11 protein-coding genes are annotated in these 17020 nt (G+C 56.6%); 3 read left to right on the top strand and 8 right to left on the bottom strand.

Annotated features, from left to right (window positions below; all coding sequences use genetic code 11):
* Positions 1-229: 229 nt before the first annotated feature.
* From KKW20_RS10960 to KKW20_RS10950, 3 genes are all read right to left on the bottom strand, one after another.
* Positions 230-667 (bottom strand): cupredoxin domain-containing protein, encoded by a 438-nt coding sequence (locus tag KKW20_RS10960; RefSeq protein WP_214567909.1) that lies wholly within the window; start codon positions 665-667, stop codon positions 230-232.
* 118 nt (positions 668-785) lie between these two features.
* Entirely contained in the window at positions 786-2597 is a 1812-nt protein-coding gene (locus tag KKW20_RS10955) for a NapC/NirT family cytochrome c (RefSeq protein WP_214567908.1), read from the bottom strand.
* Between the two features lie 122 nt (positions 2598-2719).
* Complete coding sequence (locus tag KKW20_RS10950) at positions 2720-4396, bottom strand: cytochrome D1 domain-containing protein (protein ID WP_214567907.1); 1677 nt, start codon at positions 4394-4396, stop codon at positions 2720-2722.
* Between the two features lie 862 nt (positions 4397-5258).
* Between KKW20_RS10950 and KKW20_RS10945 the strand changes: the two genes are divergently transcribed.
* Positions 5259-8390, top strand: coding sequence for an EAL domain-containing protein (locus KKW20_RS10945; protein WP_214567906.1), 3132 nt, complete (start codon positions 5259-5261; stop codon positions 8388-8390).
* 23 nt (positions 8391-8413) lie between these two features.
* Here the strand turns inward: KKW20_RS10945 and KKW20_RS10940 are convergent, their stop codons facing one another.
* Positions 8414-9691, bottom strand: a complete 1278-nt coding sequence (locus KKW20_RS10940; protein ID WP_214567905.1) for an NAD(P)/FAD-dependent oxidoreductase — start codon at positions 9689-9691, stop codon at positions 8414-8416.
* Positions 9681-11183: an L-piperidine-6-carboxylate dehydrogenase gene (gene amaB, locus KKW20_RS10935; RefSeq protein WP_214567904.1), complete on the bottom strand. Its 1503-nt coding sequence runs from the start codon at positions 11181-11183 to the stop codon at positions 9681-9683. Before amaB ends, KKW20_RS10940 begins: the two co-directional genes overlap by 11 nt.
* Before the next feature lie 129 nt (positions 11184-11312).
* Between amaB and KKW20_RS10930 the strand changes: the two genes are divergently transcribed.
* Together KKW20_RS10930 and KKW20_RS10925 are read left to right on the top strand one after the other, a co-directional pair.
* Complete coding sequence (locus tag KKW20_RS10930) at positions 11313-12200, top strand: LysR substrate-binding domain-containing protein (protein WP_214567903.1); 888 nt, start codon at positions 11313-11315, stop codon at positions 12198-12200.
* A 78-nt stretch (positions 12201-12278) separates the two neighbouring features.
* Positions 12279-13529 (top strand): Hsp70 family protein, encoded by a 1251-nt coding sequence (locus KKW20_RS10925; RefSeq protein ID WP_214567902.1) that lies wholly within the window; start codon positions 12279-12281, stop codon positions 13527-13529.
* A 142-nt stretch (positions 13530-13671) separates the two neighbouring features.
* Here KKW20_RS10925 and leuB read toward each other — a convergent pair whose 3' ends face one another.
* The 3 genes from leuB to KKW20_RS10910 all read right to left on the bottom strand — a co-directional run bounded on the left by leuB (position 13672) and on the right by KKW20_RS10910 (position 16821).
* A complete protein-coding gene (gene leuB, locus KKW20_RS10920; RefSeq protein ID WP_214567901.1) occupies positions 13672-14775 on the bottom strand; it encodes a 3-isopropylmalate dehydrogenase in 1104 nt (367 codons plus the stop codon).
* 106 nt (positions 14776-14881) lie between these two features.
* Complete coding sequence (locus KKW20_RS10915; protein ID WP_343207582.1) at positions 14882-15856, bottom strand: endonuclease/exonuclease/phosphatase family protein; 975 nt, start codon at positions 15854-15856, stop codon at positions 14882-14884.
* Between the two features lie 53 nt (positions 15857-15909).
* Positions 15910-16821 (bottom strand): hypothetical protein, encoded by a 912-nt coding sequence (locus KKW20_RS10910; RefSeq protein WP_425514267.1) that lies wholly within the window; start codon positions 16819-16821, stop codon positions 15910-15912.
* Between the last annotated feature and the right edge of the window lie 199 nt (positions 16822-17020).

The following is a 17020-nucleotide window of genomic DNA, read 5'->3' as shown; positions in this document are numbered from 1 at the left end:
ACACGGCCGCCCAAGGGGGTGAGGGGCGGCGGTGAGAACGGAGCCATCAAGGAACCGGGCCGGTTATGCACACAGACTTAATCAGTGTGGGCAGGCGTTCCTTGATATAGGTTAAGACATTTCGGATTTCCGACGGCCTTTACCTATTTAACAGGTGAAAAAGGTGAAATTACACAGGGCTGCACGGAAAATGGGCGCCCCAAAAGCGAAAGTTGCCCCGATGTGGGGCTTATTCCTTGGGGGGCGCCAGTGTTGCATCCACGGTGACGCGGCCAATCATGTTTCGCGTTTCCCAATGTGGGCCGCAAAGGATGTCTTGCGGGCCATCAGTGAGAAAGGTGAATTCAATGAATTCCTCGGGAAAGGCGCGGTCGCTTTCCGGTTCGCCTGAGTCTTTCACGATGACCGAATGGCTGGTGCGTTTGTCGACATTCACCCAGCGCACGGTTGTCCCCAATGGCACGGTCAGCTCTTCTGGGCAGAAGTTGTATTTATACATGGTCACAACCGTCACGCCCTCTTCGTCAGCAGAAGGGTGGCCAAACAGTTCGACATAACGGTCTTCGGCTTCGCCGCAGAGCTTGGTCTTATCGACGTCTTTTGCGACCACGGGCAAGGCTGTGCCGCAAATCAGCAGGGCGGTGAAAAGGGGTTTGAGCGATTGCATCACATACCTCCGAATGAAATGGGCCTCCGAATGAAACGGGCCTTGGAATGAAACGGGCCCCACGCAAAAGTGGGGCCCGGAATACGGCCAGTTAGGGAAACTGGCCGACCCTGGGGGGTTACTGTCCCACCACGTTGATAATGGCGTCTGCGTTGTCCAATGCAAGGCTGGTGTTCAGCGTTATATGGTGGAACCGCGCAGCGGCGTAATCATCGTGGATGGCAAAGCCAACGGTATAAGTCTTGCCAGCTTCAAGGGCGACATCACCGGGGGCATTTGTCACCAATGGGCGGGCAAAGGTCACGGTCCATGTCCCAGCCGACAGCTTGGCCGAGGCAGCGATCTCACCGTCATTTTCAACCCGGCGTTCCAGCAGATACCCGTTTGAAGAAGAGCCATCCGCATAGACACGCATCAGGTCCATAAAGGTGCCATCCGCCAACAGTTGCTCCAGCTCTTCCGGAGATTTCACTTGGTCCCAACCGCCTTGGGCTTTGCCACGGCGACCTTTGATCTCAACCTTCGTACGGCTTTCGGTCAGGTATTTGGTGATCGAAGTTTGCGCTTCCAACTGGGCTGCCACCGCAGCATTTGCGGCGATTGCCTCTGTACCCGGATCAAACGGCATATAGGTGTTGTCGGCGTGACAGGTTGCCCAGCAACCCACTTGGTCACCCATCTCAATGCCTGTCCCGGCGATCATCATGGCGACTTTCACCTGATTGTCGGGGTCCATCTTGCCACCATCCACAAACGGCGCTGGGTTGTGACCCGTATCTGGCCAGCTGAGTTGGACATACAGATTGTCCGCGTCATGGGCCGCTTTCAGTGTGGCGCCAATGATGCCGGGTTTGCCGGGGATCGGTGTGGGCTCAAGCTCGTCGCTTTTGCCGCCGCCGCCCGCAACAACTTTACCACCAATGGTTTCCAGTTCTTTTGCGTGACAGGTTGTACAGGCATCCCCACCTTTGGTCAGCGGACGTGCGCCACCGTGGGTTTTGCCGTTCTGAACCCATTCAAACGACGCTTGTCCAGGGTAGAACAGGGTCAGGTCGGTTGAGGGAACAGCGTTCCAGTCCACACCCGGAGCAACATCATCACCCGCGTCACCACCTTCGGTGGCTGCAGGGGCAGTCCCGGCGGCTTTTGCACGCTCTTCTGCAAGGGCGGCGTCCACTGCGGCCGCAATGTGGGCTTGGGCGGCTTCATGTTCGGCAGCTTTTGCAACTTTGGCGGCTTCAGCTTCCTCAGCTTCTTTCGCGTCGATGCGTGCCAAACTCGCAAGATACTCTTCAGGAATTTCGCGAGCGAAATCTGGGTTTGGTGCTTCAAGGGTTTCTAGATATTCCTCATCAGCACGGTCGCGCAGGTCCTTGTGGGCGATGCCTTTGTGGCAATCAATACAGGTCTGGCCGGTTTCCATCGCGTTCATATGCTGTTGGCGGGCGCGAGGTTTCTGGAATTCAGGCATCATCGATTCGAAATCGTGACAGTTGCGGCATTCGCGGCTGTCTGTGGCTTTCATCCGTTCCCATTCGTTCATCGCCAGATGTAGACGCCTCGCGTCAAAACGTTCTGGTGTTGAAATGGTCCCCGTCAGTTTGCCCCAAATCTCTTTTGACGCTTTGATCTTGCGGATCATCTTATGCGTCCAGTCTTTTGGAACGTGACAATCCGAACAGACCGCCCCCACGCCAGAGCGGTTCACATCGTGAATGGTGCCCTTGTATTCTTGGTACACATTGTCCTCCATCTCGTGGCACGAGATACAGAAAGGCAAGGTGTTGGTGGCTTCCATGGCGGTGTTAAACCCGCCCCAGAAAATGATCCCGGCCGCAAAGATGCCGGCGATTGCGGCAACGGGCATCCCATAAAGGAAGTAGCGTCGCCAAATTGGCTTTTTCGGTTCAGCACCGTTGGTCTGGGTCATATCCCGGCTCCGTCTTGGCTGCGGTTGGCTTGTGTCTTGGGCACGTTTTCAGTGCAATAGGAAGAGGGGCGGGCGTGGTGCCCGCCCCTTTATAGGCTTACCCGTTAGGGCAAAGTCTTGACTTAGGTCACGTGGTTCGAACGGTTGTGTACGTTGAACTTACCGGTAGGTGCATAAAGACCCTTAACGCGGGCTTTCTCTTCGAGAGTTTCTGCGTCGTAGATTACGATCTCACCGTTTGGCTCAAGGCTGTCCGACAGGTTCCATTTGGAAACCCAAACTTCGGTGCCGTCCGCGTTGAATTCAAAGTGAACCGCAGCAGTGCCTTCAGTTTCAGTTACGCGGATTGTCTTGACGATCTCACCGGTTTCTTTCGAAATAACCTGTACCGATTGTTGTACTTCGGGCTCAGGGTTTTTCGTTTGGTCAGCCCAAACATATTTCGAATTCGGGTGGGTCCGTACGAACAAGCCAGCACCGTCGGTTTCAACTTCGTAACAGGTTTTCCACGCGTTGTCTGGGTGACCTTCTGGATCGTTGCCCCAAACAGTCACAGTCCCAACACCAAGGTGGGTTGTGCCAGCAACAGGGCCACAATTTGGGTCAACCCAGTTGGCGCCTGGACCGGGGTGCGGCAATGCTGCCACGTCGATCATAGCTTCCAACTTGCGTTCTTGGGTGTCGACAACAACCATTTTGTTCGATGCGTTAGCAGCGATCTGGAAGTAACGACCTGTTGGGTCAAAGAAGCCATCGTGCAGGAACTTGGCCGAGTCGATTTTGTCGATCCGCAGGTTGTCGAGATCCGAGTAATCCACCTGCCACAGTTGACCGAGTTCTTTTACGGCAACAATCCAGCTGGTTTCATTTGGTGTGGTATAGATCGCAGCAACGCGTGCTTCTTCTACATAGTCACCATCCACGTTCACGCCGCGGGTCGAAACAACTTTCAGGGGTTCCATGGTCACAGCATCTGCGATCACGAAATGCGGAGGCCAGTAGCCGCCACCAATGACGTATTTGCCATCGCCGGATACGGCGACGTCGCGGGCATCATAAGCAACTTTAACTTCTGAAACCAACATCTTGTCTGGTGTTTGCCAGAGGTCGATTTTGGTCATTTTGCCGTCACGGCCCATGGTGTACCAGAAGCGGCCAGGCTGCTCAGGTTCAGTAATGGTGTGGTGCTCAGACGCTTTGATAACGTGCACCGCATAACCGGTTGGGATGTGCACCAGAACCTCTTTGGTGTCACCGTCAACAACGGCCACTTTACCGGCGTCACGCTCGATGACGACGAAGAAGTTTTCCCAGTTGCGGCCGTGAAGCGGCTCGGTTGGGTAGTCAGCTTCTTCAACATAGACCTTGCGGGTCTCTTTCATCTGAGCCAGCGACATTTCTGGCGGTTTTGGCGGATCCATTTGGATATAGGTCGCCATGTCTTTGATCTGCTCTTCGGTCATAATGTCCGAAAAGTTGTTCATGCCGCCTTCAGTCCCCCAAGAGATGATTTTCTCCAGGCGTTCTTGGCCCAGCTTCAGTGTACCGCCTTCGGTCACTGTGCCGTCAGCCGCGGTTTTCTTCCAATGTGGCTCAAGGTTTTTACCGGTGGCGCCTTTACGCAGCACACCGTGACAACCGGCACATTGTTCAAAATACAACTGTTTAGAAGCATCGAATGCTTCATCGCTCAGGGTGGGTCCCTCAGCGAATGCTGGCAGAGCGACGCTGCCGAGCAGAAGGGCAAAGCCGAGCCCTAGCGTATGACTTGTTTTCTTGTAGGTGATTCCAAGTGACATGATCACTCTCCATTTGCTTGGTAAGGCACCGGGAAGATGAAGGTCGCGCGCCCTGTGCGTCTTGACAAATGTTAATCTTGATGACGAAAAGTTGATCTTTGTCGTGAGCCTTTAAAAAATAGGGCGGGCGCCGCCTGTAATAAGAAGAACAGAAAAAATCGACAAACTGCGACAACTTGACATTCGTTAAGAACAAGCGGGCGATTCCCCGTCATCGTGCCCCCTATCCAAAGTCCGCGCCATTACGCGCATCTTACAGGAGGACCAGATGGGTACAGTGCAAGGCAATGATACGGGTGTTGGCAATCCGCCAGCGATCCGGACCATCGCCGCGTGTTCACCCACCTTCACATCTGTTCTCAATACTTCCCGCGATACTTGTTTCGCTTACGATTGCGACCTCCCACATCGTTGCCGTGATATCGAGACATCCAAGTATGATCACGGGTTGGGCGCCGGCCGGCTGCGTCCCTTGTTCGGCCGGCGTCGATATTCCGCACCCCACTTGGGGCGGTTTTGCACGCGCAAACTTTGTACAGGCAAACACCGAACGCGGCCTCTTCGTTTCCGCCCCTGCTGTCTTTGGGTGAGGCCGGCAGAATTTGGAAATGATCATGCGCCAACCGCTCGCGAAGGAACGGTCGAGAGCAACCTGCGCATATTGCCAGTCGTCTGATTGTCCCTTTGGGGCAAAATGAGGCCGCTGCTGACCTTTGTGGTCAGCGGACGACTGGCCTTGCCTGTTTTCCCTGTGTTTCTCGTTTGGTGTCACACAATGCGCGCATAAAATGTCGCAACCTTAAGGTGGGGTTGTTTGAAAGGTAAAACGCCCATAGATTGCATCAAACGGTACAAAACACCTATGATCAAATCTCTGAATTTCAAGCTTCGATTATTGTTGCTACTGGTTGCATGGCCCGGTGTTCTTGTCGTGGTGTTTCAGGCTTATATTGAGCGTGGGCATGTGTTTGATCAAAGCCGATATGAGGCGGAACGCATCGCCGATAGCCTTGCCAACACGCAACGCCGGATCATTTATGAAACGCGTGTTTTCTTGCAAGAACTGGCTGCCGCCCCCCCCATCCAAGACCCGGCTGACCCGCATTGCACCGAATTTTTGCGGCTCAGCCTTCGTCTCGCCAAAACCTATGTCAATCTTGGGGTGCCACTGGCGGATGGTCGGCTCTTGTGTAATGCACTTCCGCTCGCCTCTCCCGTGAATGTCGCAGATCGCCCCTATTTTCAACGTGCGCTGACCCAGCAGGTGTTCGCGATGAGCCCCATTCAAACTGATCGCGCCGCCGGGGTTTCCAGCATAAATTTTGCCTATCCAGTGAAAACCAACGGACCTGAGGGGAAGGTTGTTGGGGTTGCCGTGGCCGTTGTCTCGCTCGATTGGTGGACCCAGAATTTAGCAGAGCGCGACCTGCCGACAGGAACCGTGGCCTATATTGTCGACAGCACCCAGAAAATTGCCGCCAATTATCCCGCTGATCCGTCGCTGTTTGGAAAATCAAGCGCCGATGTGGGCTTGGAAGCTGCGGGGGAAATCGCTGCAGCAGGTGAAATTCGCACCGGACCAGACGGAATGAGACGCGTTTATCACAATAAAATTCTGTTCGGTGACGGTCAGGGAAATAATACATCCGTTAGCGTTGGCATCCCAATTGATGCACAACTCGCCGCCGCCAACTGGCACACTGGGTCCCGGCTGGCTCTGGTTCTGATGGGGTTGTTTTTGGTCTGGATGTTGGTGCGGCATCTTGCCAATCGTGCGATTCTGACACCGCTTGATGAACTGACTAAATCCGTGGGGAATCTGGATAATTTTACCTGGATCGCGCCATCCGGGTCGCGTAAAACGTCGGCCGCGGTCCGCGAGTTTGCCTATCTGGGTGACCAGTTCGCCCATGTAAAAACCAATATGAAGGCGGCGGAGAAAGCGGAAAATCAACGACGAGAAGAGCTCGAGGCGGTTCTGAACGCGCTGCCAGATCTGTACTTCCGCATCAACCGCGATCATGTGATCGTCGATTACCATTCGCAAGACGACAGTGATCTGATGATGGATCCGAAAGAGTTTATCGGGAAACAAGTGACCGAAGTCCTGCCCCCGGATGCGGCGCAATTGTTCGAAGAAAATGTCGCCGGGCACCGGAAGACCCATGAATTGGCAACATGGGAATACAAGCTGGAGATTGAGGGTTCGACCCAACATTTCGAAGCCCGCGCCTGTCCGATTTATGGAACGGATGAAACGGTTCTGGTGGTTCGGAACATCACCGGCAGAATACAATCGGAAACCGCGTTGCAGCTTTCGGCCATGGTCTATGAAAACAGCTCCGAAGGGATGATTGTCACCGCTGCGGACACCCGCATTCTAACCGTGAATCCTGCCCTTACGCGGTTGGCCGGGTATGAGGCACCTGACTTGATCGGACTGACCGCGCGCCGGGTTGTTCAGAAAGCTGCGCGCAGCAAACTGGCCTCTGGATTTCGCAAAGCACGCAAAAGTGGCAAGGGCTGGAATGGCGAAATTCAGGTTCAAAGCCGGGACGGAGAGACCATTCCGGTCTGGCTTTGCATCAATGCTATTTTTGACGACACCAACGTGGTGCAGCGCTTTGTCATTTTGGTCCGCGATATGACCGAGCAGAAAAAAGCGAATGAAACCATCTGGCGGCAGGCCCATTTCGATATGTTGACCGGGCTTCTTAACCGGGCAACCTTAGGGGAACTGTTGGACCTCGAGATTCAGGAAGCCACAGCAGCCAACCGGAACGTCGGGCTTTTGTTCATGGACCTAGATGGCATGAAACAGGTCAATGACCGGCTGGGTCACGCCGCGGGGGATCTGATCTTGTCTCAGGCCGCCACCCGGCTGCGCGTTCTTTTGGCCCCCGACGAGACAATGGCCCGCCATGGGGGCGATGAATTCACCGTGGTACTTGGGCATAAACGACCGCACGCGCGCGCAGCGACCCTGGCTGATGCCATTCTCGCCGCCATAGCACATCCATTTGAAATTGAGGGTGAAATTGTGCATCTGACCGCCAGCGTTGGAATCGCGAGATTTCCCGAGGATGCGGGGTCTGCGACAGACCTTTTGACCGCGGCAGATCAAGCCATGTATGTCGCCAAAGCGTCTGGGCGTAACCGGGCCGTGATGTTCAACCCGTCGATAAAACAGGCGGTGACTGAGAAGTCAAAGCTGATTGGTGCGTTGCAAGAAACGCTGCAAGATCAGGGCTTTGACCTCCATTTTCAACCGATCATCGACCTGAAAACCAACCGGATTACCAAAGCAGAGGCGTTGTTGCGGTGGACCCATCCCGAAACGGGCCCCATTTCCCCCGGTCAGTTTATTCCCTTGGCTGAAGAGGTGGGGTTGATTGGGGCGGTCGGCGACTGGGTATTTGAACATTGCTGTCAGGCGATCCCCTTGCTCCAGTCCCATTTTGGGGCCGATTTTCAGCTCGGCATGAATGTCTCGCCGCTGCAACTGACCCCGCGTGAGGACACGACGCAGATCTGGTTCGATCGGCTTCGGCAGCATGGCGTGGCCGGGCAAAGCCTGATTGTCGAGATCACCGAAAGTGCGCTGCTGGAGCAAAGCGGATTTGTCGTGGATCGCCTCGAGGCACTGCAAAGTGCTGGAATTCAGCTGGCGTTGGACGATTTTGGCACGGGGTATTCTTCGATGTCCTATTTCCTGCAACACCAGATAGATTACCTGAAAATCGACCGGGAATTTGTCTGCCACCTGCCATCAGCTCCGAAGGCGGTCACCCTGTGCAGAACGATGACGGAACTGGCCCATCGCCTGGGCGTCAAGGTCATCGCAGAAGGGATCGAAACCCCAGAGCAACTGGCGTTTCTCACAGAGATTGGCGCCGACTTTGGGCAGGGGTTTCTTTTGTCCCCCCCCATGTCCATGGCGGATCTTCTGACCTTGCCCAACAAGGCGGAAAGACGAAAACGGATCTTGGGCTAGCGGCGCGTGGTCTTTTCCGATGTTCACCAGCGGCTTTTCAGAAAATGTGTCAACGTCGCGCCCGCCTCATAATAAGCCTCGCGAACGCCAGCAAGCGGATAGCTGTGTTCGGTCACCGGGGCGATGGGGAGATCGGTATGGCTTTGGGTCAAAACCGCGCGCGCCATCTCTTGCCCAAACACCGTACCCGGCCCGATCCCCCGCCCGGAATAGCCAAATACCATCAGGGCATTCTGACCAAGATCTTGAATTTTCGGCAGATACTCCGCAGTCATGGCTATGCGCCCGAACCACGCGTGTGTCAGCTTTGTTCCCGCCAATTCCGGAAACATCTGCGCCAGTTTGCGATCCAGCCAGCGCCGATGAATACCACCTGCTGGGTGATTCAGTCGCCCCATCCCGCCAATGATCAACCGCCCCTCCTGATCCAAGCGCCAGGACGACATAACCATCGCCGTGTCCCAACAGCCTTCCCCGCCGGGCAGAATTCGACCGCGCTGCTGCGGTGACAGCGGCGCAGTCGCGGCTTGGAAATAATGTACCGGCACAAGGTCTGGGGAGGCCAAGCCCTTGGTTGGTATCGCATAGGCATTGGTGGCCACAATCATCGCAGGCGCCGAAATGCGTCCCTTTGGTGTGGTCACGCACCAGTTTTTTCCGTCGTGGGTGATGGTTTTCGCAGGCGAGTGTTCAAACAGTTCCGCGCCCTGCTCCATCGCCGCGCGTGCCAGCCCATTGGCATAGGCCAGCGGTTGAATGGTTCCAGCGCGTGGGTCAAATATCGCGCCATGCACCCGGTCCGAACCGACACGCGAAATCGCCTCATCGCGCGACAGCAATGAGACAGGCGCGCCAATCGCGCTGAGTTGCGCATGGCGGCGTTTCAGATCCTCCATCCCTGCAGCGGCATGGGCGCAATGCAATGTGCCACCGCGCACCGGTTCACAGGCGATGCCATGTTGTGCGATCAGCTGATAAACAAGATCAGGCGCCCCGCCAAGGATTGCCGACAAACGGTCGCCCGCGGCCTTTCCGAGGCGCGCGTTGATGTCTTCGGGCGGCAACCAAAGCCCCGCATTGGTTAGCCCCACATTGCGCCCGGACCCACCGCCCCCGAACTCACGCCCTTCAACCAAACAGGCTTTGGCCCCTTGCTGTGCCGCACATAATGCGGCGGACAATCCCGTGTATCCCCCGCCGACAATGACCACGTCGGCCTGCCTGTCCCCGGTCAAAACCGGGGCGCTGACGCGGTCGCGGCAGGTGGCGTGCCACAGGCTGTCGGACAGTTCAGATGTCAAATTTGATCCCCTGTGCCAGCGGCAACTCGCGCGAGTAATTCACGGTGTTTGTCTGTCGTCGCATATAACCCTTCCACGCGTCGGATCCGCTTTCGCGCCCGCCGCCCGTGTCTTTTTCACCGCCAAATGCGCCGCCGATTTCAGCGCCGGACGGCCCGATATTGACGTTGGCGATACCACAATCAGAACCCGCCGCCGACAAGAAAAACTCCGTCTCGCGCAAATCTGTTGAAAAGATGCAAGAGCTTAGCCCCTGCGGCACGGCGTTCTGCACATCAATCGCGTCATTCAGATCCGAATAGCGCACCACATACAGGATCGGCGCAAAGGTTTCGTGATGCATGATCGCGCTTTGGGTTGGCATCTCGACAATGGCGGGATGCACATAGGCGGCGTCGCCATGGCTTTCGGACAGGGCTTGTCCGCCGCCATGCACCCGCCCGCCCTCGGCTTTGGCCTGTTCCAACGACCGTGCCATCGCCTGCATCGCGTCGTCATCAATAAGCGGCCCGACCAATGTGCCGTCCGCCAATGGATCACCAATTGGCAACCCTTCATAGGCTTTGATCAGGCGCGGGATCAGCGCATCATATACATCGTTATGAACAATCAACCGGCGCAGGCTGGTACAGCGCTGACCAGCGGTCCCCACCGCCGAAAAGACAATCGCGCGCAGGGCCATTTCCAAATCGGCCGAGGGGGCAACGATCATCGCATTGTTGCCGCCAAGCTCCAAAATCGTACGCCCCAGTCGACCGGCCATATCGTGGGCCACGGCGCGCCCCATTGGTACCGATCCGGTGGCGGAAACAATCGCTACGTCCTTTGAACCCGTTAAAGCCTGGCCCAATTCCCGCTCGCCGATCAGCGTTTGGATCAACCCTTCGGGGGCGTCCTCGCCAAAGGCGCCCATCACCCGATCACAGATTTTTTGCACCGCCAGCGCCGTCAGCGGAGTTTTTTCCGAGGGCTTCCAGATGACCGGGTCGCCGCAAACCAAGGCCAGTGCGGCGTTCCAGCACCACGGGGCAACTGGGAAATTGAACGCCGTAATGATGCCGCATGTCCCCATTGGGTGCCAGCTCTCGCGCATTGCATGGCCGGGGCGTTCCGAGGCAATGGTCAGGCCGTAGAGTTGGCGCGACAGACCCACTGCGAAATCGCAAATGTCGATCATTTCTTGCACTTCGCCCAGACCTTCTTGGTAAATCTTGCCGCATTCCAGCGTGACCAAGCGACCCAGGTTTTCCTTTTCCCGGCGCAATTCTTCGCCCAGCAGGCGCACCAGCTCTCCGCGACGCGGCGCGGGAACCTGTCGCCAGGATTTGAACGCCTGCTTGGCATCGCGAATTTGGGTCTGTGCATCCTCGGCGCTATGGACCGCCAGAGCAGCGATTTTGCTGCCATCTACCGGCGTGTGAACAGATAGATCGCCACCGTTCAATTCAGCTTTTGTAAGGCCAGCGGCGGTAAGGATGTCGAGATAATCCATGAGTTTTCCTTTTGGACTGAGGTCGGATGCGCCCAAATATCGTGGCTTCGCGCATATTTTCCCAAGTGTCTCACCGATTTCTACGGTTTCCTATTGAAACAAAATCCTAGATCTATGAGTTATTGTCATATGATAACCTCGCGCCGATTTCTTCCCTCTATCCCGTCCCTGCTTGCGCTGGAGGCGGTTGACCGGCTGGGCAGCGCCTCTGCCGCCGCCGAAGATCTGTCGCTGACGCAAAGTGCGATCAGTCGCCAGTTGCGCCAGTTAGAGGAGCAGATGGGCGTCGAGTTAATTGCGCGGGATCAGGTGCGCCTTCGCCTGACACCTGCCGGGAATGAGTTCGTGAAAGAGGCGCGCTTTGTGCTGACGCGGCTGGGGCAAGCCTCGATCAAGTTGCGTGCCAATCCGGCTGGCGGCAGCCTTAATCTGTCGATCCTGCCTGCCTTCGGGCTGAACTGGCTGGCGCCGCGTCTAAAGGATTTTGTGGCCGCGCATCCGGATGTGTCGGTCAACCTCCAGACCCATAACCTGCCGTTTGATTTTGGCACCAGTGGCGCACAGGCCGCCATTCATTATGGTACACGGGATTGGCCGGATGTGGAATATTTGCCGCTGATGCCCAAACATGTTCTGCCCGTTTGTGCCCCGTCTTTATTGTCACGCCCGGTTCAGGCGCCGGTGGATCTTTTGGCACTGCCCTTGCTGCATCTTGAAACCCATCCTGACAGCTGGGAGCAGTGGTTTGCCTTGAACGGATTAGGGGTTTCGAAATTAGAGGGGATGTTGTTCGACCAATCGTCAACCATGACACAAGCCGCCGTGCATGGGTTGGGTGTGGCGCTTTTGCCAAGCTTTCTGGTTGACCATGAAATCGCGCAAGGCCGTTTGTGTCTGGCCCTTGAGGGTGAGGCGAAAACGCTGGGCGAGTATTTTCTGGTTTGGCCTGAAAACCAGTCAACCTATGCGCCACTGGGCCAGTTTCGAAAATGGTTGACCAGCCAGATCGCCGAATAGGCTGTGCTGATCGCGCAGGACTTGTCACATCGGGCGCGTTCCGTTAACAGCGCGGTTTCTCAATCTAGGATGGCTCAAATGCGCACCCCGATGCTTGCAGTAGACTTTGGAACCTCCAATTCGGCGGCGGCTGTCTATGATGGGCACAACCTTCGGCGGATTGCGATTGAGGAGGGGGCCGAGACCCTGCCAACAGCGGTGTTTTTTCCGACAGACGGTGGGGATATGCGGATCGGTACGGCGGCTGGCGAGGCGTTGATTGATGGGGAAGAGGGGCGCTATATGCGCGCGCTCAAAAGCATTTTGGGAACTGAACTGTTCCATGAAACCCGCCTGATTGGCGGCAAGCGGCGCACCTTGGCCGAAATTGTGACCCGCTTTCTGACGGTGATCAAAGCGCGGGCCGAGGCGGAAACCGGACAGGTGTTTACCCATGCCCTCTCCGGACGCCCAGTGCATTTTCACTCGGCTGATATGACACGCGATGCGCAGGCAGAAGCGGATCTGCGCGGTTGCTATCTGGCTGCGGGCTTTGACGAGGTGCGCTTTTTGGCCGAACCCGAAGCCGCAGCACGTGCCAATCACCATTTGGATGACACGGATGAGACCGGTTTGATTGTCGATATCGGCGGCGGGACGTCGGATTTTACCGTGTACCGGACCACGCAAAATCGCATCCACATACTGGCCAGTCACGGGATCCGGCTGGGCGGGACGGATTTTGATCAGGCCGTGTCCATGGCCCATGCCATGCCGCTTTTGGGGCGTGGCGGTGAATTGCGTCGCGTCTTTGGCGAAGGGGTGTTGCCGGTGCCAAATGCCATCTTTAATGACCTGTCCACCTGGCCCAAAATCCCGTTTCTATATTCGCGTGACACCCAACGCCTTGTTGACGATTTGGTGAAATTCGCGGTGGACCCCGACCGTCTTGGTCGATTGAAAACCGTGATCGACGATCAGTTGGGGCATGAGTTGGCCTTTGCAACAGAGCGTGGCAAAATCGCCGCCAATGCCGGCGGCCTAAGCGCGGAAATTGAGATGGGGTTCATTGAAAAAGATCTGGCCGCGCGGGTGACCCCCGGTTCGCTCAACGCCGCTTTGCTGGCATTTCGAACCCGTCTGCACGAGGCGATTTACGCAACATTGCTGAAGGCAGAGGTCGCGCCTGTGCAGATCAATTCCGTTGTGTTGGTGGGCGGGTCCAGCCTGATGAAAATGGTGTCATCTGAGGCGCAAAACATCTGCCCCTTAGCACGTCTTAAGCCGTCCGAGGCGTTTACGGCCGTTGTGGATGGTCTGGCCCTTGCCACAGCTGATGCAGCCCCCTAACGACCGTGCTTCGCGGGGCGTTTGCCTTGTTATTGGGCGTTATTTGGTGTCTCAAAATCAACCGAAGCCCGCGTCAATAAAAATGGGCCCCCGCATCTTGCAGAGGCCCAGAAAACGACGGTGCCATACGGTGCCATCAAGATTACAGGCTGGCGTCCAATGCTGCGATCACCGCATTGCCCATTTCGCTGGTCGAAACCGGTTTCACCCCGGCCTCATTCAGCAAATCACCGGTGCGCACACCATCGGCCAGTACTTTTTCGACGGCCGCTTCCAGACGATCGGCTTCGGCCCCCATGTCAAAGCTATAGCGCAGCGCCATCGCGAAGCTGAGGATGCACGCGCAGGGGTTGGCTTTGCCTTGGCCGGTGATGTCCGGGGCCGATCCATGTACGGGTTCGTACATCGCTTTCGGACGGCCATTTGCCATCGGTGCGCCAAGCGAGGCAGAGGGCAACATGCCCAAAGATCCGGTCAGCATCGCGGCGCAATCGGACAGGATGTCACCAAACAGGTTATCGGTGTAAATCACGTCGAACTGCTTGGGCGCACGCACCAATTGCATCGCACCATTGTCGGCGTACATGTGGCTCAGCTCAACCTCGGGGTAGTCCTTGGACACCTCGATCACAACGTCCCGCCACAGGATGCCCGATTCCATCACGTTGGCTTTTTCCATCGAACACAGGCGCTTGTCCCGTTTCATCGCCAATTCAAAAGCCGCACGCGCACCGCGTTCAATTTCGGCTTCGGTGTAACGCTGGGTGTTGATGCCGACCCGCTGGCCATCTTCTTCAAAGATGCCGCGGGGTTCGCCGAAATACACACCCGAAGTCAGCTCGCGCACGATCATAATGTCGAGACCAGCCACCAATTCCGGCTTCAACGATGAGAAATCCTTGAGTGCATCAAAACATTGTGCGGGGCGCAGGTTGGCGAAAAGGTCCATTTCCTTGCGCAGCCGCAGCAGGCCGCGTTCTGGTTTCACTGAAAAGTCCAGATCATCATAGGCAGGTCCGCCCACGGCGCCCAGCAATACCGCGTCCACTTCTTGCGCGCGCGCCATGGTCTCGTCGGCCAACGGCACGCCGTGTTTGTCATAGGCGCACCCCCCAACAAGGTCCTCGTCCACGTCAAATGTCACGCCGCGTTTGTCGCCGATCCAAGAGATCACTTTGCGCACTTCGGCCATCACTTCGGGGCCGATGCCGTCGCCGGCGAGGATGAGGAGGGAAGGGTTGGTCATGTCGCGTATCCTTGCATGTCTTGCACTGCATTTGTCGCCGTTTGGCCTAGCGGTTTGGCGTGCAAGCGTCAAGAAAGACAGGGGGTTTGGCGGCGCATTTCGCGTGTTAATACGCGATATCGACCCAGATCAGATGATGGCGCGATGCCGTTTCGGCAATCTTCGCCATTGGGGTGTCGGGCCGGGGCCAGAAAACGCCCGCGTCTTTCACGTCGGCTGCGGCCCACGGCAGGATGTAACTGGCGCGTAATTTGCCAACTCCGATCGCGCTCCAATCCGCGGTATCAGTGCCTTCGGCGCCCTTGGGGATGGGGTCGATCAGGCGGGGATCGCTTAGCAAAGTGGTGATGGCTTCGTGCCGTCCGTCGCCATCTTTTGGGTCGATATTGGCCTGCCCGATGATGGCAAAAGGCGGGGTTGGCGCGGGATATGGCAAGGTGCCATCCAGAAGATGTGTCCAAAACAGTGCCTCATCCGCGCCGCGTCTTCCATTGCGATCCTCATCCCCGTCAAACGCCGGGGTGGACCCATGATAGGTCAGCAGGTTGAGCGTTTGTCCGTTGGGTAAATCCACAGGCACATCCCAATGCGCCACGCTGCTGAGGCGCTGGGCGGCTTGCGCGTTGGCCGAGGGAAACGGACTGCCATCCGCATGTGTCGGCAACATCGCCCCCGGTAAATCCCGCCACAGAAAATCTGAGAAATCGCGCACCTCACCCAAAGGAAAACGTGACAGCACGGCCATTCCGCCTTGCCCGGTGAAATTGCCATATCCTTGACTGTCGCGCGGGGTGTTCAGCTTGCCATCTCCGTCCAGATCCAAGCCCGATGCCAGGCCACTGTTGGGACGGGCGGCAAAAATATAGGGCATCTTATGACCGGCGACCTCCAAGGTCGTTTGAAAAGCCCTTAGCGTGCGGTTTTCCAGGTCATGATCAAAGGCCTGAAGCACCAAAACATCAGGGGACACTTGGGTGATCACATCAATCACAGCGGCAATCTGTTTGTCTTTGCCTTTCAGGATATCACGCAGCAAAAGCCCCGGACCTTTGCGGGTCAGCTCCACATCAAAACTGGCCAACCGCAGGGTGTCGGACTGCGCCAGCCCCCCCCATACGATCGCGGCCAGTAAAGTTAGACAGCCACCAAGGCGTCTTCTTTGCTGGTGCGCGTGTTTTTCTGGCGTTCCGTGCTGATCATTGTGGCGACCCGCCCCATGGCGATGCCGCGCATAAACAGGCTGGATGGCAAAAAGGCCCATGCGGTAATTGTCCAGATCATCGTTTGGTCATTGGCCACGGAAACCGAGCCAAAGAGCGAGGAAGCGGCCTGAATGACCGCAGGTGTCAGGAAGGGTAACAGAAATCCAAGGGCAATGTTGAAGCGAGCGTCGCGCTCCAGCCGGGTGACCACATCTCCGCCAGCGGTTGGGTCAAAGGTTGGCAAGTTGACCCACACGTTAAACGCGGATCCTTTGGCAGGCCAGCGGCTGGTGCGCAAGGCAACCACAAAGATGACCAGCGACAGAAGCGAAATCAGATAGGTCATGCCCGCCGCGGTGCGCAGCGCGGCGATATCCGCGTTGCTGGCCCCTTCGGGGAGCATCAGCACAATCAACCGCACAGGGCTGTAGGGAAAGTCGATGGCTTGGCCGATCAGGGTGCCAATGACGGTCACAAATTCGGTTGCGGTGGTGGGGTTCGTTTGTCCCCGCGCCACAATCGACAAGCAAAAGAGCATCGCAAACAGGCTGAAAAACCGGATGCGGTTAAAGGGGGGGGCGTCGCGAAACTCGACCAAACCGGGATAGGTGGAGGCATATTCAAACAGCGTCAGCGCACCGGCGCACAGCGCCAGCAACGCCACGATTTGTGCCGTATCACTGTTGGTGCCGGGCACCATCAACGACGGCATGATGATCACGGCCACCATTAGAATTGCACGCAGAAATGCGCCTGTCAGTCTAGAAACCACTGCTCTACCCTCAACCTTGGACGGGAGCGATACGATGCCGCGCCCTTGTTCCGATGTTGATCCCCGCCTCATGGCGGTTGCCTCATTAGCCTTTAGGATGCCCTTATAAGCGGGGATCTGCAAGTAATGGGTTAATTTGGCTTCATATTTTAGATTTTTTTAGGGAAGAACTGGTGCTTCATTGCATCATCATTGCAACGAAAATGGGGCAGGGCCAATTGGACCCGCCCCCTGATTTCTCATCTGTGTAACGGCAAACTGGTCGTTAACC

The sequence above is a fragment of the Aliiroseovarius lamellibrachiae genome (assembly GCF_018599245.1).
GTDB classification, from domain to species: Bacteria; Pseudomonadota; Alphaproteobacteria; order Rhodobacterales; family Rhodobacteraceae; genus Aliiroseovarius; species Aliiroseovarius lamellibrachiae.
This window is presented reverse-complemented; position numbering and strand designations above follow the sequence as displayed.